Source organism: Pantoea sp. y20 (genome assembly GCF_054903455.1).
The window spans coordinates 3,791,539-3,817,205 of record NZ_CM142816.1 but is presented as its reverse complement, the minus strand read 5'-3'; the positions used below and the strand labels follow the sequence as shown (position 1 = coordinate 3,817,205).

26 protein-coding genes are annotated in these 25,667 nt (G+C 56.1%); 14 read left to right on the top strand and 12 right to left on the bottom strand.

The window, feature by feature from the left end; translation table 11 throughout:
* Window positions 1-13 precede the first annotated feature (13 nt).
* Both nirD and nirB read right to left on the bottom strand, forming a co-directional pair.
* Complete coding sequence (nirD, locus tag ACYAC5_RS17780; protein WP_110867613.1) at window positions 14-340, bottom strand: nitrite reductase small subunit NirD; 327 nt, start codon at window positions 338-340, stop codon at window positions 14-16.
* Window positions 337-2,877, bottom strand: coding sequence for a nitrite reductase large subunit NirB (nirB, locus tag ACYAC5_RS17775; RefSeq protein WP_462062057.1), 2,541 nt, complete (start codon window positions 2,875-2,877; stop codon window positions 337-339). The genes nirD and nirB overlap by 4 nt, the downstream gene beginning before the upstream one ends.
* A gap of 286 nt (window positions 2,878-3,163) precedes the next feature.
* Between nirB and ACYAC5_RS17770 the strand changes: the two genes are divergently transcribed.
* Complete coding sequence (locus ACYAC5_RS17770; RefSeq protein ID WP_277974172.1) at window positions 3,164-4,447, top strand: cytosine deaminase; 1,284 nt, start codon at window positions 3,164-3,166, stop codon at window positions 4,445-4,447.
* A 33-nt stretch (window positions 4,448-4,480) separates the two neighbouring features.
* Here ACYAC5_RS17770 and tsgA read toward each other — a convergent pair whose 3' ends face one another.
* Window positions 4,481-5,659: an MFS transporter TsgA gene (gene tsgA, locus ACYAC5_RS17765; RefSeq protein WP_008101801.1), complete on the bottom strand. Its 1,179-nt coding sequence runs from the start codon at window positions 5,657-5,659 to the stop codon at window positions 4,481-4,483.
* A gap of 262 nt (window positions 5,660-5,921) precedes the next feature.
* Between tsgA and ppiA the strand changes: the two genes are divergently transcribed.
* The 3 genes from ppiA to ACYAC5_RS17750 all read left to right on the top strand — a co-directional run bounded on the left by ppiA (window position 5,922) and on the right by ACYAC5_RS17750 (window position 7,355).
* Entirely contained in the window at window positions 5,922-6,494 is a 573-nt protein-coding gene (gene ppiA / locus ACYAC5_RS17760) for a peptidylprolyl isomerase A (protein WP_277974171.1), read from the top strand.
* Between the two features lie 98 nt (window positions 6,495-6,592).
* On the top strand, window positions 6,593-6,763 hold the full coding sequence (locus tag ACYAC5_RS17755; protein ID WP_101762654.1) for a YhfG family protein: 171 nt from the start codon (window positions 6,593-6,595) through the stop codon (window positions 6,761-6,763).
* Window positions 6,753-7,355 carry a putative adenosine monophosphate-protein transferase Fic gene (locus ACYAC5_RS17750; RefSeq protein WP_192236990.1) on the top strand — a complete coding sequence of 201 codons (603 nt, stop codon included), beginning with the start codon at window positions 6,753-6,755 and terminating at the stop codon, window positions 7,353-7,355. The genes ACYAC5_RS17755 and ACYAC5_RS17750 overlap by 11 nt, the downstream gene beginning before the upstream one ends.
* Here ACYAC5_RS17750 and ACYAC5_RS17745 read toward each other — a convergent pair.
* The gene (locus ACYAC5_RS17745; RefSeq protein WP_192236991.1) at window positions 7,347-7,670 is read right to left on the bottom strand and encodes a helix-turn-helix domain-containing protein; all 324 of its coding nucleotides are present in this window, start codon (window positions 7,668-7,670) and stop codon (window positions 7,347-7,349) included. The genes ACYAC5_RS17750 and ACYAC5_RS17745 overlap by 9 nt on opposite strands.
* On the bottom strand, window positions 7,654-8,025 hold the full coding sequence (locus ACYAC5_RS17740) for a type II toxin-antitoxin system RelE/ParE family toxin (RefSeq protein WP_192236992.1): 372 nt from the start codon (window positions 8,023-8,025) through the stop codon (window positions 7,654-7,656). The genes ACYAC5_RS17745 and ACYAC5_RS17740 overlap by 17 nt, the downstream gene beginning before the upstream one ends.
* A gap of 148 nt (window positions 8,026-8,173) precedes the next feature.
* Here ACYAC5_RS17740 and ACYAC5_RS17735 point away from each other — a divergent pair, with 148 nt between their 5' ends.
* Both ACYAC5_RS17735 and argD read left to right on the top strand, forming a co-directional pair.
* Window positions 8,174-8,749 (top strand): aminodeoxychorismate synthase component II, encoded by a 576-nt coding sequence (locus tag ACYAC5_RS17735; protein WP_137386648.1) that lies wholly within the window; start codon window positions 8,174-8,176, stop codon window positions 8,747-8,749.
* Window positions 8,750-8,836: 87 nt separating this feature from the next.
* Window positions 8,837-10,057, top strand: a complete 1,221-nt coding sequence (gene argD, locus ACYAC5_RS17730) for a bifunctional acetylornithine/succinyldiaminopimelate transaminase (protein ID WP_462062056.1) — start codon at window positions 8,837-8,839, stop codon at window positions 10,055-10,057.
* Here argD and ACYAC5_RS17725 read toward each other — a convergent pair.
* Window positions 10,054-12,132 (bottom strand): YccS/YhfK family putative transporter, encoded by a 2,079-nt coding sequence (locus ACYAC5_RS17725; RefSeq protein WP_217549931.1) that lies wholly within the window; start codon window positions 12,130-12,132, stop codon window positions 10,054-10,056. The genes argD and ACYAC5_RS17725 overlap by 4 nt on opposite strands.
* Before the next feature lie 58 nt (window positions 12,133-12,190).
* Window positions 12,191-12,823 (bottom strand): cAMP-activated global transcriptional regulator CRP, encoded by a 633-nt coding sequence (gene crp, locus ACYAC5_RS17720; protein WP_003852956.1) that lies wholly within the window; start codon window positions 12,821-12,823, stop codon window positions 12,191-12,193.
* Window positions 12,824-13,128: 305 nt separating this feature from the next.
* On the opposite strand from crp, the gene ACYAC5_RS17715 reads away from it, so the two are divergent.
* Window positions 13,129-13,533 (top strand): OsmC family protein, encoded by a 405-nt coding sequence (locus tag ACYAC5_RS17715; RefSeq protein WP_101762649.1) that lies wholly within the window; start codon window positions 13,129-13,131, stop codon window positions 13,531-13,533.
* A gap of 61 nt (window positions 13,534-13,594) precedes the next feature.
* Here the strand turns inward: ACYAC5_RS17715 and ACYAC5_RS17710 are convergent, their stop codons facing one another.
* The 3 genes from ACYAC5_RS17710 to ACYAC5_RS17700 form a co-directional block, all read right to left on the bottom strand.
* Complete coding sequence (locus ACYAC5_RS17710; protein WP_101762648.1) at window positions 13,595-14,464, bottom strand: phosphoribulokinase; 870 nt, start codon at window positions 14,462-14,464, stop codon at window positions 13,595-13,597.
* Window positions 14,465-14,525: 61 nt separating this feature from the next.
* The gene (locus ACYAC5_RS17705) at window positions 14,526-14,744 is read right to left on the bottom strand and encodes a YheU family protein (protein WP_007892223.1); all 219 of its coding nucleotides are present in this window, start codon (window positions 14,742-14,744) and stop codon (window positions 14,526-14,528) included.
* Between the two features lie 2 nt (window positions 14,745-14,746).
* Window positions 14,747-15,763, bottom strand: coding sequence for a hydrolase (locus tag ACYAC5_RS17700; RefSeq protein WP_101762647.1), 1,017 nt, complete (start codon window positions 15,761-15,763; stop codon window positions 14,747-14,749).
* 60 nt (window positions 15,764-15,823) lie between these two features.
* Here ACYAC5_RS17700 and ACYAC5_RS17695 point away from each other — a divergent pair, with 60 nt between their 5' ends.
* Entirely contained in the window at window positions 15,824-16,426 is a 603-nt protein-coding gene (locus ACYAC5_RS17695; RefSeq protein ID WP_280172154.1) for a LysE family translocator, read from the top strand.
* 1 nt (window position 16,427) lies between these two features.
* Here the strand turns inward: ACYAC5_RS17695 and ACYAC5_RS17690 are convergent, their stop codons facing one another.
* On the bottom strand, window positions 16,428-17,408 hold the full coding sequence (locus ACYAC5_RS17690) for a LacI family DNA-binding transcriptional regulator (RefSeq protein WP_101762645.1): 981 nt from the start codon (window positions 17,406-17,408) through the stop codon (window positions 16,428-16,430).
* A 232-nt stretch (window positions 17,409-17,640) separates the two neighbouring features.
* Here ACYAC5_RS17690 and tauA point away from each other — a divergent pair, with 232 nt between their 5' ends.
* From tauA to tauD, 4 genes are read left to right on the top strand one after another with little or no spacing between them, the layout of a single operon-like run.
* Entirely contained in the window at window positions 17,641-18,621 is a 981-nt protein-coding gene (gene tauA / locus ACYAC5_RS17685) for a taurine ABC transporter substrate-binding protein (protein ID WP_462062987.1), read from the top strand.
* Between the two features lie 11 nt (window positions 18,622-18,632).
* Entirely contained in the window at window positions 18,633-19,400 is a 768-nt protein-coding gene (gene tauB, locus ACYAC5_RS17680) for a taurine ABC transporter ATP-binding subunit (protein WP_222213387.1), read from the top strand.
* Window positions 19,397-20,224, top strand: coding sequence for a taurine ABC transporter permease TauC (tauC, locus tag ACYAC5_RS17675; RefSeq protein WP_101762642.1), 828 nt, complete (start codon window positions 19,397-19,399; stop codon window positions 20,222-20,224). Before tauB ends, tauC begins: the two co-directional genes overlap by 4 nt.
* Window positions 20,221-21,060, top strand: a complete 840-nt coding sequence (gene tauD / locus ACYAC5_RS17670; protein ID WP_110867602.1) for a taurine dioxygenase — start codon at window positions 20,221-20,223, stop codon at window positions 21,058-21,060. The genes tauC and tauD overlap by 4 nt, the downstream gene beginning before the upstream one ends.
* 194 nt (window positions 21,061-21,254) lie before the next feature.
* Here the strand turns inward: tauD and ACYAC5_RS17665 are convergent, their stop codons facing one another.
* A complete protein-coding gene (locus ACYAC5_RS17665) occupies window positions 21,255-23,156 on the bottom strand; it encodes an ABC transporter ATP-binding protein (protein ID WP_280172151.1) in 1,902 nt (633 codons plus the stop codon).
* A gap of 114 nt (window positions 23,157-23,270) precedes the next feature.
* Here ACYAC5_RS17665 and kefG point away from each other — a divergent pair, with 114 nt between their 5' ends.
* A complete protein-coding gene (gene kefG, locus ACYAC5_RS17660) occupies window positions 23,271-23,822 on the top strand; it encodes a glutathione-regulated potassium-efflux system ancillary protein KefG (RefSeq protein ID WP_101762639.1) in 552 nt (183 codons plus the stop codon).
* Complete coding sequence (gene kefB / locus ACYAC5_RS17655) at window positions 23,822-25,624, top strand: glutathione-regulated potassium-efflux system protein KefB (RefSeq protein ID WP_008101837.1); 1,803 nt, start codon at window positions 23,822-23,824, stop codon at window positions 25,622-25,624. The genes kefG and kefB overlap by 1 nt, the downstream gene beginning before the upstream one ends.
* Window positions 25,625-25,667: the final 43 nt, after the last annotated feature.

The window sequence follows — 25,667 nt, the reverse complement described above, 5'->3', positions numbered from 1 at the left end:
TGAAGGAATGCTGTCAGGCGCAGATCTCGACCTTGCCATCGCGAACGCGCACCGGATAGCTCGCCACCGAGCACGCTTCGTCTTCCAGGCAAAGGCCATCGCTCAGGCGGAAGCGCTGTTTCTTCAGTGGACTCGCCACCCACAGCGCCTGCTGGTGCTCCGCAATCAGACCGCGTGACAACACGCTGGCCTGGGCGAAAGGATCGATATTGCTCAAGGCGTAGAGTTGCTCATCGTCGTGCGGACGGAAGAGGGCAATCTGCTGGCCTTTGATCAGCGCACATACGCCGGTCGCAGGCAGAATTTGGCTGAGTTCACACACCGAATGCCACTGGCTCATGCGTCGATCTCCTCAATCAGAGTGACCGCAATGCGCTCGGCGGGTTGCGCCGGACGATGCTGATCGCGTTGGTTGATGTGCTGTACCAGCGGATCGCGGCGATCGCTGTTGATGAAAGTGCGGAAGTGACGCTGCTGCTGCGGATCCTGCAGCGTCGCGGTCCATTCACATTCCACTGCCGCGCGCAGACGCGCCAGCTCCGTTTCAAGCTGCGTATTCAGACCGAGTTTGTCATCAATAATCACGCTGCGTAGATAGTCAATGCCGCCTTCCATGCTTTCCAGCCACAGCGAGGTGCGCTGCAGGCGATCGCCGGTGCGGATGTAGAACATCATGAAGCGGTCGAGATAGTGCAGCAGCGTATCGCGATCAAGATCGGCAGCCAGCAAATCGGCGTGACGTGGCTTCATGCCGCCATTGCCGCACACATACAGGTTCCAGCCTTTCTCGGTGGCGATGATACCCACGTCTTTGCCCTGCGCTTCGGCGCATTCGCGCGTGCAGCCGGAGACGCCAAACTTCATCTTGTGCGGGGTACGAATGCCTTTGTAGCGATGCTCCAGCTCAATGCCGAAGCCGAGGCTATCGCCTACGCCAAAGCGGCACCAGACGCTGCCGACGCAGGTTTTCGCCATGCGCAGCGCTTTGGCATACGCTTGTCCGGTTTCAAAACCGGCAGCAATCAGCTGCGTCCAGATCGCCGGCAGATCGTCGCGCTGTGCGCCAAACAGGCCAATACGCTGCGAGCCAGTGATTTTGGTGTAGAGATTGTACTGGCGCGCCACGGCGCCAATCGCCATCAATCCTTCCGGCGTGATTTCGCCTCCGGCCGAGCGCGGGATCACCGAGTAAGTACCGTCTTTCTGAATATTGCCGAGGAACAGATCGTTGCTGTCCTGCAGCGGTGCGAGCTGTGGCTTCAACACATATTCGTTCCAGCAGGAAGCCAGCAGTGAACCAACCGTCGGTTTACACACCTCGCAGCCGTAGCCCTGACCATATTTCGCCAGCAGCGCGTCGAACGATGTGATCTCTTCCACGCGAATCAGGTGATACAGCTCCTGACGCGAATAGGGGAAGTGCGCGCACAAATGATTGTTCACTTCGATGCCCTGACGGCTCAATTCAGCGTTCAGCACCTGAGTAATCAACGGAATACAGCCGCCGCAGCCGGTGCCGGCGCGGGTTTCGGTTTTCAGCGCTGCGACGGTGTGGCAACCGCCTTGCACCGCTTTGACGATATCGCCTTTGCTGACGTCGAAGCAGGAGCAGATTTGCGCGCTGTCCGGCAGTGCATCAGCGCCCATTACCGGTTTCTCGCCGCTGCCCGCAGGCAGGATCAGCAACGCCGGATTTTCCGGTAGCGCGATGTTATTCAGCGCCAGCTGCAGCAGATTGCCGTAATCGCTGGTGTCACCGACCAGCACCGCGCCCAGCAGCGTGCGGTTATCTTCGCTGACGATCAGGCGCTTATAGATATTTTTCTGCTCATCAAGCCACACGAAGCTGCGCGCGCCCGGCGTGCGGCCATGCGCATCACCAATGCCACCGACATCAACGCCCAGCAGTTTCAGCTTGGCGCTCATATCTGCTCCGGCAAACGCGTTGTCGCGGCCAACCAGCCGATCGCTGGCGACCTGCGCCATTTTGTAGCCCGGCGCGACTAAGCCATAAATACGGTTCTGCCAGGCGGCACACTCACCAATGGCGAAGATATCCGCATCGCTGGTCTGGCAATGATCGTCAATGGCGATACCGCCGCGCGCGCCCAGCTGCAGGCCGCACTGTTTGGCCAGCTTGTCTTGCGGGCGAATGCCGGTGGAGAAGACGATGAAATCGACATCCAGCGCGCTGCCGTCAGCAAACTCCAGCGTTTTACCGCCTTGCGCGTGATGGACGATCTGCTGGGTGTTTTTGCCGGTGTGAACGCATACGCCCATCTGCTCGATCTTACGACGCAGCTGCTCGCCGCCTTGCGGATCGAGCTGTTCCGCCATCAGCACCGGCGCGAACTCAATGACGTGGGTTTCGACGCCGAGGTTTTTCAGCGCGCCTGCCGCTTCCAGTCCCAACAGGCCGCCGCCAATTACCGCGCCGCGTTTGCTGCGGCGTGAACAGGCTTCAATGGCGTTGAGATCTTCAATGGTGCGATAGACATAGCAATCACTGCCTTCCGCGCCGGTAATCGGTGGAATCCACGGATAAGAGCCGGTGGCGAAAATCAGCGTGTCGTAATGCACCGCGCGACCGCTATTCGAGTGAATCAGTTTTTCATCGCGGTTAATGGTGATGGCGCGTTCGCCGAGCAGCAGCTTTACCTGATGCTTTTCGTAATACCCTTCGCGAACCAGTGAAAGTTCTTCGGCGGTGTGATGGGAAAAATAGGCGGAAAGGTGGACGCGGTCATAGGCGACGCGAGGTTCTTCACAGAAAACGGTTATCGCAAACTGATTAGATTCATCTTTGTCGATAAGTTCTTCTATAAAGCGGTGGCCGACCATGCCGTTGCCAATAATAACGACACTGTGCTTGCTCATGCTTGCCTCAAAAATTGCGGTATCTGTGCCTACCTTAGCGCGGCGCTTTTGGAGCTTATTGATATACATCAAGCGCACCCTTATATACCTATTTCGAGTTATGTAACTGATTTTGAACGAATTAGTTAAGTGGCTTATTTGGTTGATAATTACCTAATCATTTCTTCGCCGTACATTCCGTAGCGGCACGATTCATCGCGCAATAAATTGCACCGCTACGGAATGTGCCCGCGGTGACAGGGGTTTTCATGCTAGCTTTAGGTTTTGTGTTTTACAGGAGTACGGCATGGCCAACCCGTCACTGAAGTGGATCAACAACCTGCGCTTAGCGGGCCAGCAAGGCTTGTGGCAGATCGAAATCGCCAACGGCAAGATTGCGCAAATTCGCCCACAGCCGCCGCAAACCGCAGCCCAGCCTGACGCGCTGGATGCGGAGGGCGGACTGGCGAGCGCGCCGTTTATCGAGCCGCATATTCACCTCGATACCACGCAAACCGCTGGCGAACCCGCCTGGAACCAATCCGGCACGCTGTTTGAAGGCATCGAGCGCTGGGCGGAGCGCAAAGCGCTACTGAGCCATGACGACGTGAAACAGCGCGCGCAGCAAACCCTGAAGTGGCAAATCGCCAACGGGATTCAGCATGTGCGGACTCACGTCGATGTTTCCGATCCCACGCTGACCGCGTTAACAGCGATGCTGGAGGTGAAAGCGGAAATGGCGCCGTGGATCGACATCCAGATTGTGGCGTTTCCGCAGGAAGGCATTCTCTCTTATCCCAACGGCGAAGCGTTGCTGGAAGAGGCGCTACGCATGGGCGCGGATGTGGTAGGTGCGATTCCGCACTACGAATTCACCCGCGAATACGGCGTGGAGTCGCTGCATAAAACCTTTGCGCTGGCTAATCGCTACGATCGGCTGGTGGATGTGCACTGCGACGAGATCGACGATGAGCAGTCGCGCTTTGTCGAAACCGTGGCGGCGCTGGCACACCGCGATGGCAACGGCGAGCGCGTCACCGCCAGCCACACCACGGCGATGCACTCCTACAACAATGCCTACACGTCGCGGCTGTTCCGTCTGCTTAAGCTCTCAAATATCAACTTTGTCGCCAATCCGCTGGTGAATATCCATCTGCAAGGGCGCTTTGATAGCTATCCGAAACGTCGCGGCATCACGCGGGTGAAAGAGCTTATGGAAGCAAATATCAACGTCTGCTTTGGCCACGATGATGTGTTCGATCCCTGGTATCCGCTCGGCACTGCTAGCATGCTGCAGGTGCTGCACATGGGATTGCATGTCTGTCAGCTGATGGGTTACGAGCAGATTGATAATGGATTGCAGCTGATTACCGCCAACAGCGCCAAAACCCTGCAGCTGACGAATTACGGTATTGAAGCAGGTAATGATGCCAGTCTGATTATCCTGCCGGCGGAGAGTGGATTTGATGCGGTGCGGCGTCAGGTGCCGGTGCGTTATTCAGTGCGTAAAGGTGTATTGGTCGCTGCGACGCAGCCCGCCAGCAGCGAGATCTATTTAGCGGGAAAAGAAGCGGTAACCTTCAAACGCTGAAGAGCAGGGCGGACTGCGGTCCGCCCGTCAGACTTAGTGGGTGACGTGACCGTGCTGACGATGTTTGGTTACAAAGCCGAGCAGAACACACATCACAAACACCACGGCGTACAAACCGTTAGCGGTTGAGAGCGCAGCATGTGCGCCACCTTGCGCCACGATTGGGCCGGTTACCACGAAGGTCAACATGGTGCCGACGGTGCCGCAGGTCAGGATGAAGTTCACCAGCTTCGGTGAAGAGACCTTGGTTTGCAGCGATCCCAGCGTGATGATGGTGGTGTAAATCGCGCTTGAGCTGAAGCCCAGCGTCATGATGATCCAGTGCAGCATGCTGGCGTCTTTAGAAGTGACGAACCAGTACATCAAACCGGTGGCCAGCGCCGCCAGCACCATCAGGATGCGCTGCAGATCGAAGAAGCGCAGCACGAAGCTGAACACCCACATGCCGACCATGTACGCGGTCCAGAAGTTACCCACCAGCTGACCGGCAGCGGCGATATCCATGCCCATCGATTTGGTGGCGTATTCCGGCACCCACGAGATGAAGCCGAGCTGGCCGAGGATATAGCAGAGTGCTGCAATCGACAGGAACAGCACGCCGATGCCCCATTTCTCTTTCTCAACGCCTGGCTTAGCGGCTTCGCTTTTCAGCACCGGGAACTCAATGAACAGCGTCAGCACAAAGATCGCGACATAAATGATGCCGATGCAGGCGTAAACCCAATACCACGGCAGCGCGCGCGCCAGTAAGATACCGGCGATGATCGGAAAGATGGTGCCCGCCATGCTGAAGAACGAATCGGTAAACAGCAGACGTGCGCCGCGCTGACGGCCATCGTACAGATGGGTGATCAGGAAGGTACCGATCGACATCGTGATGCCGCTGACGACGCCGAGGATAAACATGCACAGCGAGAAGACGGTGAGATCGTGGCTGGTCATCAGACCGGCAACGGCGAGGATCATCAGCACAAAGCCAAAGATCAGCTGGCGCTTCAACGGCACAATCACCATCAGCCAGGCGTTCAGGAACACCGACACCAAAATGCCCGCATTGAGGAATGTGAAGGTGTTGCTCATTTCTGAAATAGGGCGCTGGAAATACTGCGCGATATTGTCCAGCACCATACCGGTAACGATCACCAGTGCGCCAGTGAGCGCATAGGAGAAATAGCTAATCCAGGTAAGGCCAATGCGATTACGGTTTGTCATGTTCTGAACCTGTTAAGCGCCGAAGGTGGCAAAAAGTGTCATGAATTGTAAGTGTTGCTGTGATCTTAATAAACAACGAGTGTAACAAGGCGGAAATATTTCATTGAGAGTGTGATTTTCATCACGCAAATGATTGCGTGGCGGCAAAAGTATGACAATAGCAACATCCACGTAAATATCGGTAAAACGCTGGCTCTTGGATCACATGCTCTTTACAATCAATCTCGTTTTTGAGCTAGCTCTCCATGGTAAGGAATCTTTCATGCTTAAACGTACTTTGACAGCGGCGGTTGCCCTGTTAGCGCTCTCTTCCGTATCGTCTGCCGCGCTCGCCGCAAAAGGCGATCCTCATGTGCTGCTCACCACCTCTGCGGGCAATATTGAACTCGAACTGAACAACCAGAAAGCCCCGGTTTCGGTGAAAAACTTCGTTGATTACGTCAACAATGGTTTCTACAACAACACCATTTTCCACCGCGTTATTCCTGGCTTTATGATTCAGGGCGGCGGTTTCACTACCGACATGCAGCAGAAGCAAACGGTAGCGCCGATCAATAACGAAGCCGACAACGGCTTGCGTAATCTGCGCGGCACCATTTCGATGGCGCGTACCGCAGATAAAGACAGCGCCACCAGCCAGTTTTTCCTCAACGTAGCCGATAATGCGTTCCTCGATCACGGTCAGCGTGATTTTGGCTATGCGGTATTTGGTAAAGTTGTGAAAGGCCAGGATGTGATCGACAAGATTGCGCAGGTCCCTACCAAAGATGTGGGACCGTACCAAAATGTGCCGTCAAAACCGATTGTTATCCTCTCCGCCAAAGTCCTGCCTTAATTCTGAAACGCGCCATTTTCGCATGGCGCATCATTGGCTCTCCGGCAAAGCAAAAAATTGCTGCTTATACTTAGGGCTCATTGCTTGCCGGAGGCGCTATGACTAGCAAACTCACTGAGAAACAGAAAGCCACTTTGTGGCAGCAGCGCCGTGCTGCGAGCTACCAGGCCAGCTGTCGACTGGCCGGATATACCTATAGCGAAGCTCTTATTGATGCCGAACATGCTGAGGAGCGACTCGAGTCGCTGAGGAGGCAATATGGTGGATAACAGCTTAGCGGTACGCGATCCCTATTTGTGGCATAACGACAATGTGTTGAAGAATCGCCTCGATATTCACGATGAAGCCCAGCTGCGCAAAGCGGAACTGGCTTTCAGCACCGCGCGCCTGGCGACGTTAGAACTTGGCCAGCGCAGCATCGGTTTGCCACGTCTTTGCCATATTCATCGCACGCTGTTTCAGGATCTCTACAGCTGGGCGGGAGAATTGCGCACCATCGATATCTGGCGCGATGAAACGCCGTATTGTCATTGCGAATACATCGAGAAGGAGGGCAACACGCTGATGCAGGCGCTGGAGGAAGAGCGCGGCCTGGCTGACCTTGAGCAGGAAGCGTTCGTGGCGCGTATCGCACATTACTATTGTGAGATCTTCGTGCTGCATCCGTTCCGCGCCGGCAATGGCCGCGCGCAGCGCATCTTCTTCGAGCAGTTGGCACTGCATGCCGGGTATCAGCTTTCGTGGGAAACACTCGAACGCGATGCGTGGCGCGCTGCGATCTCGGCGGGCGTCGCCGGCGATCTGGCACCGCTTACCGCGCAGTTTGCGAAAGTGGTAAGCCCGGCGAAGGTTTTACAGTAACACTTCAAGCCCGTGTTTTTGCACCACGGACAACAGCTTAAGAGATATTCCGCCGGGGCGTTTAGCCCCGGTTTCCCATTTCTGCACGGTTGACACACTGGTGTTGAGATAGCGGGCAAAAACCGGCTGACTAACATTCAAATTCTCGCGCAAGTTCTTAATCGCCTGCGCATCGAGCGCGGCGACATCGCTCAGGCAACGTTCATCAAAATCACGCATGCTCTGTTTGCTGATGGCATCTACTTCAAACAATCCGGATGCCGCGCTGTGAATGGCTGCAAAAGCCGGACTTTTAAATTTACGCGTTATGGTCATGACACATCTCCACTAACTCCCGAACGGCGAGCAGCCGATTCAGAGCCTCATTTGAAATCAGCGAGTATTGTTTTGCCAGCTCACGAAAGCCCTCAAGTTCGCTTTCACTCAGGTTACTCTGATCCTGTTTGGCAAATAAAAAGGTATAAATCCAGTTTTTACCCCCTTTGGCCAGAATGATGGCGCGATCGCGATTTTGCTGCAGACGCTTTTTAAATACGCCACCACCCAAATCATCGGCATAACCCAGTTTTACTGCTGTAATTGCCCGACAAAGTTCTTTATCGCCAATAAGATGCCGACGGGCTTGCTTACTGAACCATTTGGTTTTGAATACTCGCGTTGTAGCTGACATAGTCACTCTCCAAAATATAGCACTGGGTGCGAGAGTAATCAGAATCTTTTTCGTCAGCTAGCGGGTATTAAGATTGAAGGTGTTAACATGGCTTTTTTGCGACCTTTCTTGCGCCAGTTGCCGCAATGACACACTGCTACGACCTACTATGCTGCTGCTAATCGATAACTACGACTCCTTCACCTGGAATCTCTACCAATACTTCTGCGAGCTGGGCGCGGATGTGCGTGTGGTGCGCAACGACGCCATTACGCTGGATGAGATGGCAGCGCTGCCGCTGACGCATCTGGTGATTTCGCCGGGCCCATGTACGCCGGATCAATCTGGCATCTCGCTCGCGGCTATTCGCCATTTTGCCGGGCGCTTGCCGATCCTCGGCGTTTGCCTTGGACATCAGGCGATTGCGCAAGCCTATGGCGCGCAGGTGGTACGCGCGCGGCAGGTGATGCACGGCAAAACCTCGCTGATTCAGCACACCAACCAAGGTGTGTTTCGTGATCTGAATAATCCGCTTACCGTGACCCGCTATCACTCATTGATTGTGGCGCGCGATACGCTGCCCGCTGAGTTTGAAGTCACCGCGTGGAGCCTGCGCGACGGCCAGCCGGATGAGATCATGGGCTTCCGCCATCGCAGCTTGCCGCTGGAAGGCGTGCAGTTCCATCCGGAAAGCATCCTCAGTGAGCAAGGGCATCAGCTGCTGGCTAATTTCCTCAACGCGTAACTTATGTTTGCCTTCGTGTGACTTTTTATGCATATTTTGTGATTATAATTTCACATCAGCTCAACAAATAACCCGATGAGGTCGTCAATGGCAGCGGAAAAACTAGCGGTAACCCGGGAAACGTTCGATAACGTAATTTTGCCTGTTTATGCACCTGCGCAGTTTGTGCCGGTAAAAGGCAAAGGCAGCCGAGTGTGGGATCAGCAGGGCAAAGAGTATATCGATTTCTCTGGCGGTATCGCGGTGACTGCATTGGGCCATTGTCATCCGGCGCTGGTGGAAACGCTGAAAACCCAGGGCGAAACGCTGTGGCACACCAGCAACGTGTTCACCAACGAACCGGCGCTGCGTCTGGCGAGTAAACTGATTGCCGCGACCTTTGCCGATCGGGTGTTTTTCGGTAATTCCGGCGCGGAAGCCAATGAAGCGGCATTCAAGCTGGCGCGTTATTACGCCTGCAAAAAACACAGCCCGTTCAAAAGTAAAATCATCGCCTTCCATAACGCCTTCCACGGTCGCACGCTGTTCACCGTGTCGGTGGGTGGCCAGCCGAAATATTCTGATGGCTTCGGTCCAAAACCGGCGGATATCGTGCATGTGCCGTTCAACGATCTCGATGCGGTGAAAGCGGTGATTGACGACCATACCTGCGCCATCGTGGTCGAGCCGATTCAGGGCGAAGGCGGCGTGATGCCAGCTACGCCAGAATTTATGCAAGGCCTGCGCGCCCTCTGTGATGAACATCATGCGCTGCTGGTGCTGGATGAAGTGCAGAGCGGCATGGGACGCAGCGGCAAACTCTTTGCGTACGAACATTACGGTATCAGGCCCGATATCCTCACCACCGCCAAAGCGCTGGGCGGCGGTTTCCCGGTGAGTGCGATGTTGACCACCAACGAAATCGCCTCAGTAATGGCGCCGGGCGTGCACGGCACCACTTACGGCGGCAATCCGCTGGCGTGTGCCATTGCTGAAACCGCGCTGGACATCATCAACACGCCAAAAGTGCTGGAAGGCGTTGAAGCGCGTCGTCAGCAGTTTGTTGAAGCGCTGCAAGCCATCGAAAGCAAATTCGCTATCTTAAGCGAGATTCGCGGCAAAGGTCTGTTGATTGGTGCCGCGCTGAGGCCGCAGTTCGCCAGCAAAGCGCGTGACATCCTCAACGCTTCCGCCGCGGAAGGGCTGATGATTCTCACCGCCGGTACTGACGTGATCCGTTTTGTGCCGTCGCTGGTGATTGAACCAACCGATATCGCCGAAGGCATGACGCGTTTCGCCAGCGCGATTGAAAAGGTGCTGACCGCTTAATCCGCTTTCGGACGTAACACTTTGAGCCAGCGGCCATGATGCGGTCGCTGGCTCCACGCCAGCGAAGAGATGGTGTGCATTACGCTGAGGTGCTGCAATATCCGCTTCACATGCTGTTCGACAATCGTCACCGGCCCTTCATTAAGATTTTCCGGCGCTTCCAGAATATTGCTGTCGTTGCCCGGACCGTCATACGCCAGCCGCTGCTGACAACGCTGCAGCGCGATTTCACAGGATTGCAGATAACGTTCTGCCAGCTTCGATGTCAGCATGGTGTGCTCGCGCGCCAGAATCGTCATGGCATTAATATGCTCGACGATGAACTGACTGTGCGTAACCCACATGCGCATATCTTTCAGATATTGCAGGTTAAAGCCCGGCTCGCTCGATGCCTGGTTCAATGAGTTGAACAGCGCGTTGTGCGCCTGATTAACCTTTATGCGCTGATAAGCCAGTTTATCGGGCGACTGTTCCGGCCCCAGCAGCAGTTGCAGCGCCTCCTGATAGGCTTCCAGCGCATCGTGCGCGTTCTTGCGCAGCAGCCCGCTTTGCCACTGCGGCCACAGCCAAATCATCCCGGCGAAGGCAATTAAACAGCCCATCAAGGTATCCATCATGCGCGGCAGCAGAAACTGCGCGCCGTTCAGCGACAGCAATTGCAGCGAATACACCGCCGTGACGGTAAAGCCAATCATCGACCAGCCATAATATTTCCGCGTGATCAGATAGCTCGCCAGCGTAATCCCCAGCATAAACAGCAGCGTGATCGATTCCGGCACCGCCAGCTGCAGCGACGCGGCGGCGATCAGCAATCCGGCGAAAGTGCCCAGCGCACGGTGCTGAATACGCACGCGCGTGGCGTTGTAACCGTTCTGGCTGACGAACATGATGGTCATCAGAATCCAGTAAGGTTTGGGGATGTTAAAGAACAGCGCCAGCGAGCTGCCAAACATCAGCATCACAGCGAAGCGGGCTGCGGTGCGTAACGCGGTGGATTTGAATGACAGATAACTGCGCAGCGCCGGCAACAGCGGCAAACGGCGCTGGCGATCGGCCATCAGGTCACGCGTGTAGAGCGGCTTCTGCGTACGCAATACGCGGGCGATGCGACTGAAGTGATACAGGCAGAAGTTGCCGACCGGATTATCCGGATGCTGGCGTGCAATTTTCTCCAGAGCGCCGAGCTGTTTCTCCATGTGAAAACGATCCGGCAGCTGATGGTAGAGAATCGCATCCGCCAGCACGCGCAGCCGCGCCGAAATAATTTTGGCGTTCCAGCGAATCACCGCTTCGGCGTGGCTCTCCTCAACCAGCTTCTGCACCTCTTCGGGCTGATGCAAACTCACGGAGATGTGTTCCTGTAAATCCAGCGCAACCTGAAAAGCGCGCGTCAGGCGTTTGTGGCTGTTATCGCGGCTCGCCGACAGCATATGCATTTGCTGATAGCAGGTGGTGATGAGATCGACCGCCTTTTGCTGGCGCGCCAGCAGCGGCGGCAGCGCTTTCTCCGGATCGGTCAGCTGCGTCAGTAAGGTGTATTTGGCATCGCAGTAATCCGCCAGCTCGCGGAACAGCAGGCTGAGCGATTCGCGCATCGGCTGCTCTTTCCACAGCCAGAACCAGAACCAGTTGAACAAGCCGTACCACAGCGTGCCGCCAATGTAGAGCAGCGGCGGCACCCACATCGGCATGCGTCCCACTAAGCTGAGCGTAAAGATGGCGGCGATGAGTGTGGCGGGCAGCAGGCGCGCGTGCAGCGGGCCGATTTCGCCGGTTACGCCAATCAGCAGCGGCAGCGCCAGCAAAATCAGTGGCAGCGGAATCTGGTAAGCGGTGAGGATTTGCATCAGGAAACTGCCGGTGGCAAACAGCGAACCACCCACAATCAGGCGTTTGAAGAAGCGTTTGTGCGGCGTATCCAGTCCCGCCATGTTGCAGCAGGCCGGCACTAACGAGAACAGCAGACCTTTTTGCAGATCGCCAAACAGCCAACCGAGAGCCACAGGCAGGCACAGCACCAGCGTTTGCCGCAGCGCATAGTTAACTTCGGGATGATAGATGATTCGGCGCCACATCAGCTCATCGCAAATAGAAACGGCGCGATGTTGCCATCACGCCGTGGGTGAGAAGAAATTAGCGGGTGCCGTAAACGACGATGGTTTTACCGTGTGCGGAGATCAGGTTCTGATCTTCCAGCATTTTCAGGATACGACCCACGGTTTCGCGTGAGCAGCCCACGATCTGACCAATCTCCTGACGGGTGATTTTGATTTGCATCCCGTCTGGGTGAGTCATCGCATCTGGCTGTTTGGCCAGATTTAGCAGCGTTTGCGCAATACGTCCGGTGACATCGAGGAAGGCAAGGTTGCCCACTTTCTCAGATGTCACTTGCAGACGACGCGCCATTTGCGACGAAAGTCGCATTAAAATATCCGGGTTTACCTGAATCAGCTGACGGAATTTTTTGTATGAAATTTCAGCCACTTCGCAGGCAGACTTCGCACGCACCCAAGCACTGCGTTCCTGGCCTTCTTCGAAAAGACCGAGTTCGCCGATGAAATCCCCCTGATTGAGGTAGGAGAGAATCATCTCTTTGCCTTCTTCATCTTTAATCAGTACCGCTACGGAACCTTTTACGATGTAGTACAGCGTTTCCGCTTTCTCACCCTGATGGATGAGCGTGCTTTTGGATGGATATTTGTGAATATGGCAATGGGACAGGAACCATTCGAGTGTAGGGTCTGTTTGCGGTTTGCCGAGAACCATTCGCTATTATCCTCTGTTGTAATCGTGCCCAAAACACAGGGGGCATTTTTTCCCTGTCAGGCGGTTTAATCGTCGAGCGTTTCCAGTAAAGGAAAAATTATTCCGGGTGGACTCTTAAGCTACGCTTTTGATTCTTCCGGCCTTCGTCTGTGATGACGAAAATATTTTCAGCACTGTTTGTAGCACAGCTTTTGCGAGCTGTCTTGTGTTGTCTCGCTTCAGCAGAAGGGGGATTACTCTGGATTGCTGTTTGTCAGGTGAAAGCGTACTCTGGCGGCAAAACCGCCGCTTCAGGAGAAAGAATCATGCAGGCACGAGTGAAATGGGTGGAAGGTCTTACCTTTCTCGGAGAATCCTCATCCGGCCATCAGGTATTGATGGATGGTAATTCCGGTGATAAAGCGCCAAGTCCAATGGAGATGGTGCTGATGGCCGCGGGCGGCTGTAGCGCTATTGATGTGGTGTCGATCCTGCAAAAAGGGCGCAGCGATGTGGCCGATTGCGAAGTGAAGCTCACATCGGAACGCCGTGAAGAAGCGCCACGCATTTTTACCCACATCAACCTGCATTTTATCGTTAGCGGTAAAGCATTGAGCGACAAGGCCGTTTCGCGTGCGGTTGATCTGTCAGCGGAAAAATATTGCTCGGTAGCGATCATGCTGGGTAAAGGCGTGGAAATTACCCACAGCTATGAAGTGATCGAGTTATAACTCGGATTGTAGCGGCGCAATTTATTGCGCAATAAATTGCGCCGCTACGGAATGACTCCGCTTATTCAATCCGCTTCCCTTCAATCAGTCGCTGTACCAGCGGCAGCATAATCAGCTCCATCGCCAATCCCATTTTGCCACCCGGCACCACCAGCGTATTGATGTGCGAAATAAACGATCCCTGAATCATCGCCAGCAGATAGGGGAACGCGATGCCTTCCAGACCACGGAAATGAATCACCACGAAGCTTTCGTCGAGCGACGGAATTTCGCGTGCGGCAAACGGGTTTGAGGTATCAACGGTCGGCACGCGCTGGAAGTTAATGTGGGTGCGCGAGAACTGTGGCGTGATGAAGTTAATGTAATCCTCCATTGACCGCACCACCGAATCCATCACCGCTTCGCGTGAATGGCCGCGCTCGCTGGTGTCACGCACCAGCTTCTGAATCCACTCAAGGTTAACAATCGGCACCACGCCAACCAGCAGATCGACATGCTCCGCCACATTTTGCTGCTGCGTGACCACGCCGCCGTGTAAGCCTTCATAGAACAGCACATCGGTGTTTTCCGGCAGCGGCTGCCACGGCGTAAAGGTGCCCGGCACCTGATTCCACGGCACGGCTTCATCGTAGGTATGCAGATATTTGCGCGATTCGCCAAGGCCGGTTTGGCCGTAATGTTTAAACGTCTGCTCCAGCAGGCCGAAGTCGTTGGCTTCCGGGCCGAAGTAGCTGATGTGGCGCCCGAGATCGCGCGCCTTGCGGATCGCCATGTCCATTTCCGGACGTGTGTAGCGATGGAAACTGTCGCCTTCGAGTTCCGCCGCATGCAAATTCAGCTGCTGGAAAATTTTACGGAAGGCGAGGCTGGTGGTGGTGGTTCCGGCGCCGCTGGAACCGGTGACGGCAATAATTGGATGCCTGGCTGACATAACAGAGCTCCCTGTGAAGTCCGGCGATGAGCATTGTTACCACGAATTGCCGCGGGGTGCATCAGCCGCGGAATTCACCCTTCGGCATAATATTGATCGATTCATGCAGTTCCGACCACACCAGCACCACGTCGCCGCGCTCCAGTTGGCGGCGTACGTCGGCGACTTTTTGCAGCAAACTGCGTTCCTGCTCGCCGTAATCAGTGCCTTCGCGTAACACGAAGGTTTCAATCAGGTTTTCCAGCGTGTCCGCTTCGAGTTCTTGCCAGGGAATAATCACAATTACACATCCAGATAGGTTGAGAGCCAGTCGGGCACGCGCTGTTCCAGCCACATTTTCGGTTTAAGAACGGTGCCGCCGACGAAACCGACGTGGCCGCCTTGCTGCGTCAGCTGATACTGAATGGAGGCTGACAGCTGGTCAGGTTGCGGAATAACGGCATCGGTCATAAAGGGATCGTCTTGCGCGTGAATGATCAACAGCGGTTTACGCACGCCGGTCAGCAACGGCATCGCGCTGGCTCGTTGATAATAGTCGTTGGCGTCAATAAAACCGTGCGCACGTGCGGTTATCGCATCATCGAACTCGCGTAAGCGGCGGAAAGCACGTAACTGGCTGAGATCGACCGGCAGCGTGCCAGGCCAGGCGCGCAGTTTGCGCGTGGCGTTCTTTTTCAGCTGCGTCAGTAAATAGTGCTGATAAAAGCGTGAAAACCCCACATCCAGCTTGCCGCTGCAAGGCTCGAGCGCCAGCGGCGCTGAGATGGCGATGCCGGCATCAATCGGTACATCGTGACCTTGCTGACCCAGCAGGCAAGCGAGCATGTTGCCGCCCAGCGAAACGCCGACGGCGGCGGTGGGTACGCTGCCCCATTCGCGCTGCAGCCAGTGAAGGAAGTAGGTGGCGTCTTCGGTTTCACCGGAGTGATAGATGCGCTTTAAGCGATTAGGCTCGCCGCTGCAGCCGCGAAAGTGCATTACCACCGCCAGCCAGCCGCGTGCCTGACACGCCTGCATCAGGCCGTGCGCATACGGGCTGCGAAAGCTGCCTTCCAGTCCGTGAAACATCACCATGCGCGGTTTATGACGCGCCTGCGCCGGATCTTCACTCCACGCTAAATCGACAAAATCGCCGTCCGGCAGGTCAAGACGCTGCCAGTGCGGACGTAACGTAACGCGGCGCCGCAGAATACGCGGCAGCAGCGTTTGCAGATGCGCGTTACTGAATCCGCGCAGGGGTTTAAAACGCTCGCCGCTGGGGCGATCAAAATAGCTTGGGTAAAGGCTTGTCTGATGCATAAGTCGCTGATAGCTTCGATGGGTTGTTCGCTTTACTGGGTGAGGAGCACCCGAATATACATGGAACTGAGTCTTTTTTTATCAATGTTAGGTTTTCTCTGGGTCGCGGCCATCACGCCCGGGCCCAATAATATGTTACTTACCGCCTCGGGTGCTAATTTTGGCTTCCTGCGCACCATTCCGCTGCTGATTGGTATCATGATTGGTATGCAAGTCATGTTGCTAATGGTGGCATTTGGCATCGGCGGCCTCATCCTGCTTTATCCCTCGCTGCATCTCATCCTGAAGATTGCCGGTAGCCTTTATCTGCTGTGGCTGGCATGGAAAATCGCCAGCGCCGAGTATGAAAAACTGGAAACCGACGATGTCACGGTGAAACAGATGCCTTTCTGGCAAGGCGGCTTGCTGCAGTTGATCAACCCGAAAGCCTGGCTGATGGCGCTCGGCGCGGTGGCCAGCTTCAGCCTGGCGGGCAGCGAATATCTGCATTCGGTGGTGGCGATCAGCATCGGCATGTTCATGGTGAACGTGGTTTCCGGGGTGATTTGGATGGGCTTTGGCTCGCTGATTGGACGTCTGCTGCGCAGCCCACGCGCGTGGAAAATCTTCAATATGGCGATGGGCTTGCTCACCGCTGCCTGCGTATTGCTGATTTGGCGCTAAGTTAGCTGGAAGCGCGTTCAACGCGCTTCCACGGCAACACTTCATGGACCACCGACGCGTTAGGCTGGCGGATGCGTTGCAGCAACAGCTGTACGCTGCGCACACCCATACGATTCATCGGCTGCTCAATCGTGGTCAGCGGTGGATTCAGGCTGCTGGTAAAGTTGATGCCATCAAATCCCACCACCGCTAAATCTTCCGGCACGCGTAAACCTGCTTCCAACGCCGCGTGGATGACGCCGACCGCCAACACATCTGATACCGCAAACACCGCATCCGGCGGTTCCGGCTGCGTGAGCAGTTCGCGCAAAGCCGCACTGCCCGCTTCGCAGGTGATATTCTCGGCATAAGCCACACCGCACCAGCTGAGATCCAGCTGCTCCAGCGCCGCGCGATATCCCTCTTCACGCTTATGTGAATAGAGGTAGCGCATATCACAGTTCACCAGCGCAATACGACGTCGGCCTTTGCTCGCCAGATAACGCACGGTTTCGAAAGCCGCTTCTTTATTATCAATCGCCACGCTTGAGGCGGCGATCGACGGATCGTATTCCGCGCACTGCACCCAAGGCTGATCGCCAATCAATTCTTTCAACTCATGCAGGCTGCTGGCGGCATCCATGGTGATCACGCCGTCGACCACTTTGCCGGTGAGCAACGCAATGTAGGCCGCTTCGCGCCGCAGCTGCGATCCTGAGTTACACAGCAGAATGTGGTAACCCTGCGCTTCAGCTTCGGCTTCAATGCCCTGAACCACGCGTGAGCAGAATGGATTGGTGATGTCGGGAATCAGCACTAACAACATATGGCTTTGCGAAGTGCGCAACTGGCGCGCCAGCAGGTTGGGCTGATAGTCGCAGATGTCGATGGCCGCCAGCACTTTGGCACGCGTATCCGGGCGCACGCCGGGATTCTGGTTTAAAACCCGTGAAACGGTGGCTTTTGACACGCCAGCCAGGTGTGCGACTTTTTCTATCGACATGGATTCAGGACCGTTAGTAAAGAGTTAAAAAATGAGATCTCTATCAATATCACAGCTGCCATGTGAGCGTGTGACATATTTACCGCTTTCCTTTTCTTTCCATTTGCACTTTTTGCATAGCCTTGCCCGATGTTGATCTAAGAACGGATCGTCATTAGGGATAATTTTTAATTCCTTTATGAAATTACTGTTGCTGGAGAAACTGCCCAGACAAAACACATTGGGGTGAATGATGATGGCAATGAAAAAAACAATAACGGCGGTCACAGCGGCTCTGGCCCTGATGGCGTTCCAGGCGCAAGCGGTCAACGTTATCGTGGCGTATCAGACCTCGGCTGAACCAGCCAAAGTGGCGCAGGCGGATAACACCTTCGCCAAAGAGAGCGGTGCTACCGTCGACTGGCGCAAATTTGATAGCGGGGCCAGCGTGTTACGTGCACTGGCGTCGGGCGACGTGCAGATTGGTAATATCGGTTCCAGCCCGCTGGCGGTCGCCGCCACGCAAAAGCTGCCGATTGAAGCTTTCCTGCTGGCCTCTCAGCTCGGTAACTCTGAAGCGCTGGTGGTGAAGAAAACCATCAAAGATCCTAAAGACCTGATTGGCAAGCGCATCGCCGTGCCGTTCATCTCGACTACGCACTACAGCTTCCTCGCCGCGCTCAAGCATTGGGGCATCAAGCCTTCGCAAGTGACCTTAGTCAACCTGCAGCCGCCGGCGATTATTGCTGCCTGGAAACGCGGTGATATTGACGGCGCTTACGTCTGGTCTCCGGCGGTCAACGAGCTGGAGAAAGATGGCAAGGTGCTGACGGACTCTTCGCAGGTCGGCAAGTGGGGCGCGCCAACGCTTGATGTGTGGGTGGTGCGTAAAGACTTTGCGCAGCAGCATCCAGAAATCGTCACCGCCTTTGCCCGCAGCGCCGTTGAAGCGCAGCAAGCTTACATTGCCAATCCGGATCAATGGCTGAAGCAGTCAGATAACCTGAGCAAGCTGGCGCGCCTGAGCGGTGTACCCGAAGCGGATGTGCCGGTGCTGGTGAAAGGCAACACGTACCTCACCGCGCAGCAGCAGGTGGAGCAGCTCGGCAAGCCGGTGAACAAGGCGATTGTCGATACTGCCGGCTTCCTGAAAGAGCAGGGCAAAGTGCCAGAAGCGGATAGCGATTACAGCAGCTTCGTCACCACGCGCTTCGTTGCACCCTTAGTGAAATAACCGGAGGCCGTATGCTTAACATCACCCATCTCAATGCGCGTTACGCCGGACAACCCGCGCTGCAGGACATCAACCTGCAGCTGGGCAGCCGAGACCTGCTGGTGGTGTTAGGTCCCTCCGGCTGTGGCAAAACCACGCTGCTGAACCTCATCGCCGGCTTTCTGCCGCTGGAATCTGGCAGCATTACGCTGGATGGCAAAGCGGTAAAAGGGCCGGGCGCTGAGCGCGGCGTAGTGTTTCAAAATGAAGGATTGCTGCCGTGGCGCAACGTGATCGATAACGTTTCGTTCGGTTTGCAACTGGCGGGCATGGCGAAGGCGGAGCGCCATACCATTGCACGCCGTTTGATCCGTAAAGTAGGACTGGAAGGTGCAGAGAAGCGTTTTATCTGGCAGCTCTCTGGGGGTCAACGTCAGCGCGTGGGCATTGCGCGTGCGCTGGCGGCTGATCCTCAGTTGCTGCTGTTAGATGAGCCGTTTGGCGCGCTGGACGCCTTTACCCGCGAACAGATGCAAACCCTGCTGCTGACGCTGTGGCGTGATACCGGCAAGCAGATTCTGCTGATCACCCACGACATCGAAGAAGCGGTGTTTCTCGCCAGCGAATTAGTGCTGCTTTCGCCGGGACCGGGTCGAGTAGTGGAGCGTTTAAAACTCGACTTCGGCCAACGCTTCGCCGCCGGGGAACCGTGCCGCAGCATCAAATCCGATCCGGCGTTTATCGAACGTCGTGAATATGTACTGAATCAGGTATTTTCCCAGCGTGAGGCGTTTATATGAGTGCGGTGATTGATGGGAAGACCCAAATGCGTCGTCGTGGACTGCGCTGGCCGTTCTCGCGCCAGTTCTCACTCAGCCTGCTCAGCGTGGGCTTGTTGCTGCTGTTGTGGTGGGCTATTACCGCGCTCGGCTTAGTGGCACCGCTGTTCTTACCGCCGCCGCAAGTGGTGCTGCAGAAGCTGATATTGATTGCCAGCCCGCAAGGTTTTATGGACGCCACATTATGGCAGCATCTGGGTGCCAGCCTGGCGCGTATGCTGGTGGCGCTGTTCTTTGCCGCGCTGATTGGGATTCCGGTCGGCATCGCCATGGGCCTGAGCCCGGCGATTCGCGGCTTGCTTGATCCGCTGATCGAACTCTATCGCCCGGTACCGCCGCTGGCTTATTTGCCGCTGATGGTGATCTGGTTTGGCATCGGCGAAACCTCGAAGATTTTACTGATTTATCTGGCGATTTTCGCGCCGGTGACCTTGTCGACGCTGGCGGGTGTGAAGAATGCCCAGCAGGTACGGATTCGCGCGGCGCAGGCGCTTGGCGCATCGCGCTGGCAACTGCTGCGCTACGTGATTCTGCCTGGCGCGCTGCCGGAAATCCTCACCGGTTTGCGCATTGGTCTCGGCGTAGGTTGGTCAACGCTGGTGGCGGCGGAACTGATTGCCGCTACGCGTGGACTCGGCTTTATGGTGCAGTCGGCCGGTGAGTTCCTCGCCACCGACGTGGTGCTGGCCGGTATCGCCGTGATCGCCCTGATTGCCTTTGGCTTAGAACTGGGTCTGCGCGCCTTGCAGCGCCGACTGACGCCCTGGAATGGAGAACAGCAATGAACGAACGTCTTAATTTTACCGCGCTGGGCCCGAATATTGGGGCGCAGGTCAGTGATGTCGACCTCAGCCGTCCGCTGAGCGATGCCCAGTTTGAACAGCTCTATCATGGCTTGCTGCGCCATCAGGTGCTGTTCCTGCGCAATCAAGTGATTACCCCGGAACAGCAGCGCGCGCTGGCGATTCGCTTTGGCGATCTGCATATCCATCCGGTCTATCCGCATGCGGAAGGCGTGGAAGAGATCATCGTGCTGGATACGCATCAGGATAATCCGCCGGATAATGACAACTGGCACACCGATGTCACCTTTATACAAACTCCGCCGGCAATTGCAATCCTGGCTTCGAAGCTGCTGCCGGAAAGCGGCGGCGATACCTTGTGGTCAACCGGCATTGCGGCCTATGAAGCGCTGTCTGAACCGTTTAAGACGCTGTTGAATGGACTGCAGGCGGAGCACGACTTTAAGAAGTCGTTTCAGGAGTACAAATACCGTAAAACCGAGGAGGAGCATCAGCGCTGGCAGCAAGCGGTGGCAAAGAACCCGCCGGTGCAGCATCCGGTGATTCGTACCCACCCGGTGAGCGGACGCAAGGCGCTGTTTGTCAACGAAGGTTTTACCACGCGTTTGCTGGGCTTGAGCGAAAAAGAGAGCGATGCGCTGCTTAACTTCCTGTTTTGGCATAGCGCCAAACCGGAATTCCAGGTGCGCTGGCGCTGGCAGGAGAATGATGTGGCGATTTGGGATAACCGCGTGACCCAACACTATGCTAATGCGGATTATTATCCGGCGCGGCGGGTGATGCATCGTGCGACGGTGTTAGGGGATAAGCCGTTTTAATTTGGAATAGTGCTCGCATTCCCCCTCCTCGGTCCTCCCCCATAAATAGGGGAGGAAGATGCTGCCACATGTAAGTGATGAAGCTGCATGTGGCAGCGTCTCCTTCCCCCGCTTGCGGGGGAAGGCCGGGATGGGGGACAGCGTGCACACTTCCATAAATGGGGGAGGACCGAGGAGGGGGACAGCGCGCACACTCAACCCGCCAGCATCTGCTCCAGCTGTTCCTGCGCATCCAGCCACGCCATTTCGACCTCTTCCAGCGCCGCCTTGCTCTCGGCCTGGCGCTGCAGCGCCACATTCAAATCGGCTTTGCGGCTCTGATCGTAAATCGCGCTGTCGGCTAACTGGGCTTCCGCGTCGCTGAGCTGGCTCTGCCACTTCACCATCTGCTTCTCAAGCTTCTCGATCTCTTTACGCAGCGGCTGCGTTTGTGCGCGCAGTTCGGCGTCGCGGCGTTTCTGGTCTTTACGCGATTGCGCGCTGTTGCCGTTATCCTGCTTCGGTGCGGCATCCTGTTGCGCTTGCTTTTGCAGATCGCTCAGCCACTGCTGATAATCTTCCAGATCACCCTCAAACACGTCGACCTTGCCGTCGTGCACCAGATAAAGATCGTCGGTGGTGGCGCGCAGCAGATGGCGATCGTGCGAGACCACCACCAGCGCGCCTTCGAAATCAATCAGCGCTTCGGTCAGCGCCTGACGCATATCAAGATCGAGGTGGTTAGTTGGTTCATCAAGCAGCAGCAGGTTCGGGCGCTGCCAGACGATTAATGCCAGCACCAGACGCGCTTTTTCGCCGCCGGAGAAACGTTCGGTAATTTCGCTGACTTTATCGCCCTGGAAGCCGAAGCCGCCAAGGTAGTCGCGCAGCTGCTGCTCCAGCACTTTCGGCGCGATGCGTGATAAATGCTGCAAGGGTGATTCATCGGCGCGCAGATATTCCAGCTGATGCTGGGCGAAGTAACCGAGCTTAATGCCTTTCGCCAGGCCAACTTTGCCATCCAGCGCGTCGAGCTCACCGGCTAGCAGCTTAATCAGCGTCGATTTACCCGCGCCGTTGCGGCCCAGCAGGCCAATACGTGAACCCGGCACAAGGTTGAGTTTGATGGCGTCGAGAATGATGCGTTCGCCATAACCGGCGGTAACACGCTCCATCTTCAGCAACGGATTCGGCAAGCTTTCTGGCGCGCGGAAACTGAAGCTGAATGGGTTATCGACGTGTGCTGGCGCAATCAATTCCATGCGCTCCAGCATTTTGATGCGGCTCTGCGCCTGCTTGGCTTTGGTCGCCTGCGCGCGGAAGCGATCGATATACTTCTGCAGGTGCGCCACTTTTTCCTGCTGGCTCTGGAACAGCGCTTGCTGCTGCGCCAGCTTGGCGCCGCGCTGACGTTCGAACGAGCTGTAGTTACCGGTGTATTCAAACATCGTCTGCTGTTCGATATGGATGATCTTATCGACCACCGGATCGAGGAAGTCGCGGTCGTGCGAAATCAGCACCAGCGTGCCTTCGTAGCTTTTCAGCCAGCGTTCAAGCCAGATCACCGCATCCAGATCGAGGTGGTTAGTCGGTTCATCCAGCAGCAGCAGATCGGAACGGCACACCAGCGCCTGCGCGAGGTTAAGGCGCATGCGCCAGCCACCGGAGAAATCGCTCACCGGCCGCATTAATTGTTCCTGGCTAAAGCCCAAACCGTGCAACAAACTTGAGGCGCGAGCAGGTATGCTCCACGCCTGAATCGCATCCAGCTTGCCGTGCAGCAGGGCGATGGCGTTGCCATCGTTGCGCGCATTGGCGTCGGCCAATTCGGACTCAAGCTGACGATATTCACGGTCGCCGTCGATAACATACTCCAGCGCGGGTTTGCTCAGCGCCGGGGTTTCCTGATTGACCCACGCCAGCGCCCAGTTGCTCGGGAAGGTGGCGTTACCTGCATCGCTGCTGATTTCGCCCTTCAGCAATGACAGCAGCGTCGATTTGCCGCAGCCATTTTTGCCCACTAAGCCAACTTTCTGGCCTGGGTTAATGGTGGCTGTTGCGTTATCCAGCAGCACATTGGTGCCGCGGCGAATTTGTAGTGCTGAAAAGACAATCATAAGCGCCGTATCGTCAGAATATGTTAATTTACCGGCAACATAATTCGAGAAAATTTGTTGCGTCGAGCATGGTAGCGGAATTCCTGTGCCGTGACGACGCTTTGGAGGGGAACGATGTCGCAGCCACCCAAAATATTGCTGCTTTACGCCCATCCGGAATCACAGGATTCGATTGCTAATCGGGTTTTGCTGCAGTCGGCTATGGAACTGGACCACGTCACGGTGCACGATTTATACGCCCACTATCCGGATTTTTTTATTGATATTCACTATGAGCAGCAACTGCTGCGCGACCATCAAATCGTTGTATTCCAACATCCACTTTATACCTACAGCTGCCCGGCGCTCCTGAAGGAGTGGCTGGATCGTGTGCTGTCGCGCGGCTTTGCCAGCGGACCGGATGGTAATGCGCTGGAAGGCAAATACTGGCGCAGCGTGGTCACCACCGGCGAACCGGAAGCGGCTTATCACCCTAGCGGCCTGAATCGCTATCCGATGAGTGACATTATGCGTCCGTTTGAGCTGACGGCGCAGATGTGTCGCATGCACTGGATGACGCCGATGGTGATTTATTGGGCGCGTCGACAAACGCCGGACGTGATGCGTAATTTTGCGCGCGCATACGGCGACTGGCTGGCTTCACCGCTGCCGCAGGGAGGAGTGTGATGGAAGGCGAAACGTTACTGACGGCGGGCGTGATTTATCTGGTCGCGGCGGTGCTGATTGTGCCGATTGCAGCGCGTCTTGGCATTGGCGCGGTGCTGGGCTATCTGCTGGCCGGTATCGCGATTGGTCCGTGGGGTTTGGGGTTCATCAGCGACGTCGAGGAGATTTTGCACTTCTCGGAACTCGGCGTGGTGTTCCTGATGTTCATCATCGGGCTTGAACTGAACCCCTCGAAACTGTGGGCGCTGCGCCGTTCGATATTTGGCGTTGGTGCGGCTCAGGTGCTGATTTCCGCCGCCATTCTCGGCGGATTGCTGTGGCTGACCGATTTTAGCTGGCAGGCGGCGGTGATTGGCGGCATTGGTCTGGCAATGTCATCCACGGCGATGGCGCTGCAGCTGATGCGCGATAAAGGCATGAACCGCAGTGAATCGGGACAGCTCGGCTTCTCAGTGTTGCTGTTCCAGGATCTAGCGGTGATTCCCGCGTTGGCGCTGGTGCCGCTGCTGGCGGGCGGCGACAGCGGTCATGTTGACTGGTTGAAAGTTGGGATGAAAGTGCTGGCGTTCGGCGGGATGCTGATTGGTGGTCGTTATCTGCTGCGCCCGATTCTGCGCTTCATTGCCGCATCCGGCGTGCGCGAAGTGTTTACTGCCGCCTCACTGCTGCTGGTGCTGGGTTCGGCACTATTTATGGATGCGCTCGGCCTGTCGATGGCGCTCGGTACTTTCATCGCCGGTATTCTGTTGGCGGAAAGCGAGTATCGCCACGAGCTGGAAGTGGCCATCGAACCGTTCAAAGGTTTGTTGCTGGGCTTGTTCTTTATTTCGGTTGGCATGGCGCTGAATCTCGGCGTGCTTTATACCCACATCACTGAAATTTTGTTGGGCGTGCTGATTCTGGTGACGGTGAAAACGCTGGTGCTGTATGTGCTGGGGCGCATTTATGGCCTGCGCAGTTCGGAGCGCCAGCAGTTTGCCGGTGTGTTAAGCCAGGGCGGCGAGTTTGCCTTTGTGCTGTTCTCGGCGGCGTCGTCAGCCAAAATGTTCAGCGGCGACCAAATGCCGCTGCTGCTGGTGACGGTGACGTTATCCATGATGACCACGCCGCTGCTGATGAACGGCATCGATCGTCTGCTGGCGCACCGCTTTAATGAGCCCGATGAAAATGCCGAGAAGCACTTTGTTGAGGACGATCAGCCGCAGGTGATTGTGGTGGGCTTTGGTCGTTTTGGTCAGGTTGTTGGCCGTTTGCTGATGGCGAACAACAAGCGCATTACCGTGCTGGAGCGTGATATCTCCGCGGTGAGCCTGATGCGTAAATATGGCTATAAGGTTTACTATGGCGACGCCACCGAGCTGGAGCTGCTGCGTGCGGCGGGCGCGGAGAATGCGCAATCCATCGTCATTACCTGTAACGATCCGGAAGATTCGATGACCATCGTGCAACTGTGTCAGCAGCATTTCCCGCAGCTGGAAATCCTGGCGCGTGCGCGTGGACGTGTTGAGGCGCACGAACTGTTGCAGGCGGGTGTTACGCTGTTCTCGCGTGAGACGTTCTCCAGTGCGCTGGAGCTGGGTCGTAAAACGCTGATCTCGCTGGGCATGCATCCGCATCAGGCGCAGCGCGCGCAGCAACATTTCCGTCGTCTGGATATGCGTATGCTGCGTGAGCTGGTGCCCAGCCACGATGACAGCGCGCAGGTTTCGCGTGTGCGCGAGGCGCGGCGCGAGCTGGAGGATATCTTCCAGCGCGAAATGCAGCACGAGAAACGTCAGTTTGACGGCTGGGATGACGAGTAGAACTATACTTACTTAATCCGTTCACTAACGACGGCAGGAAACA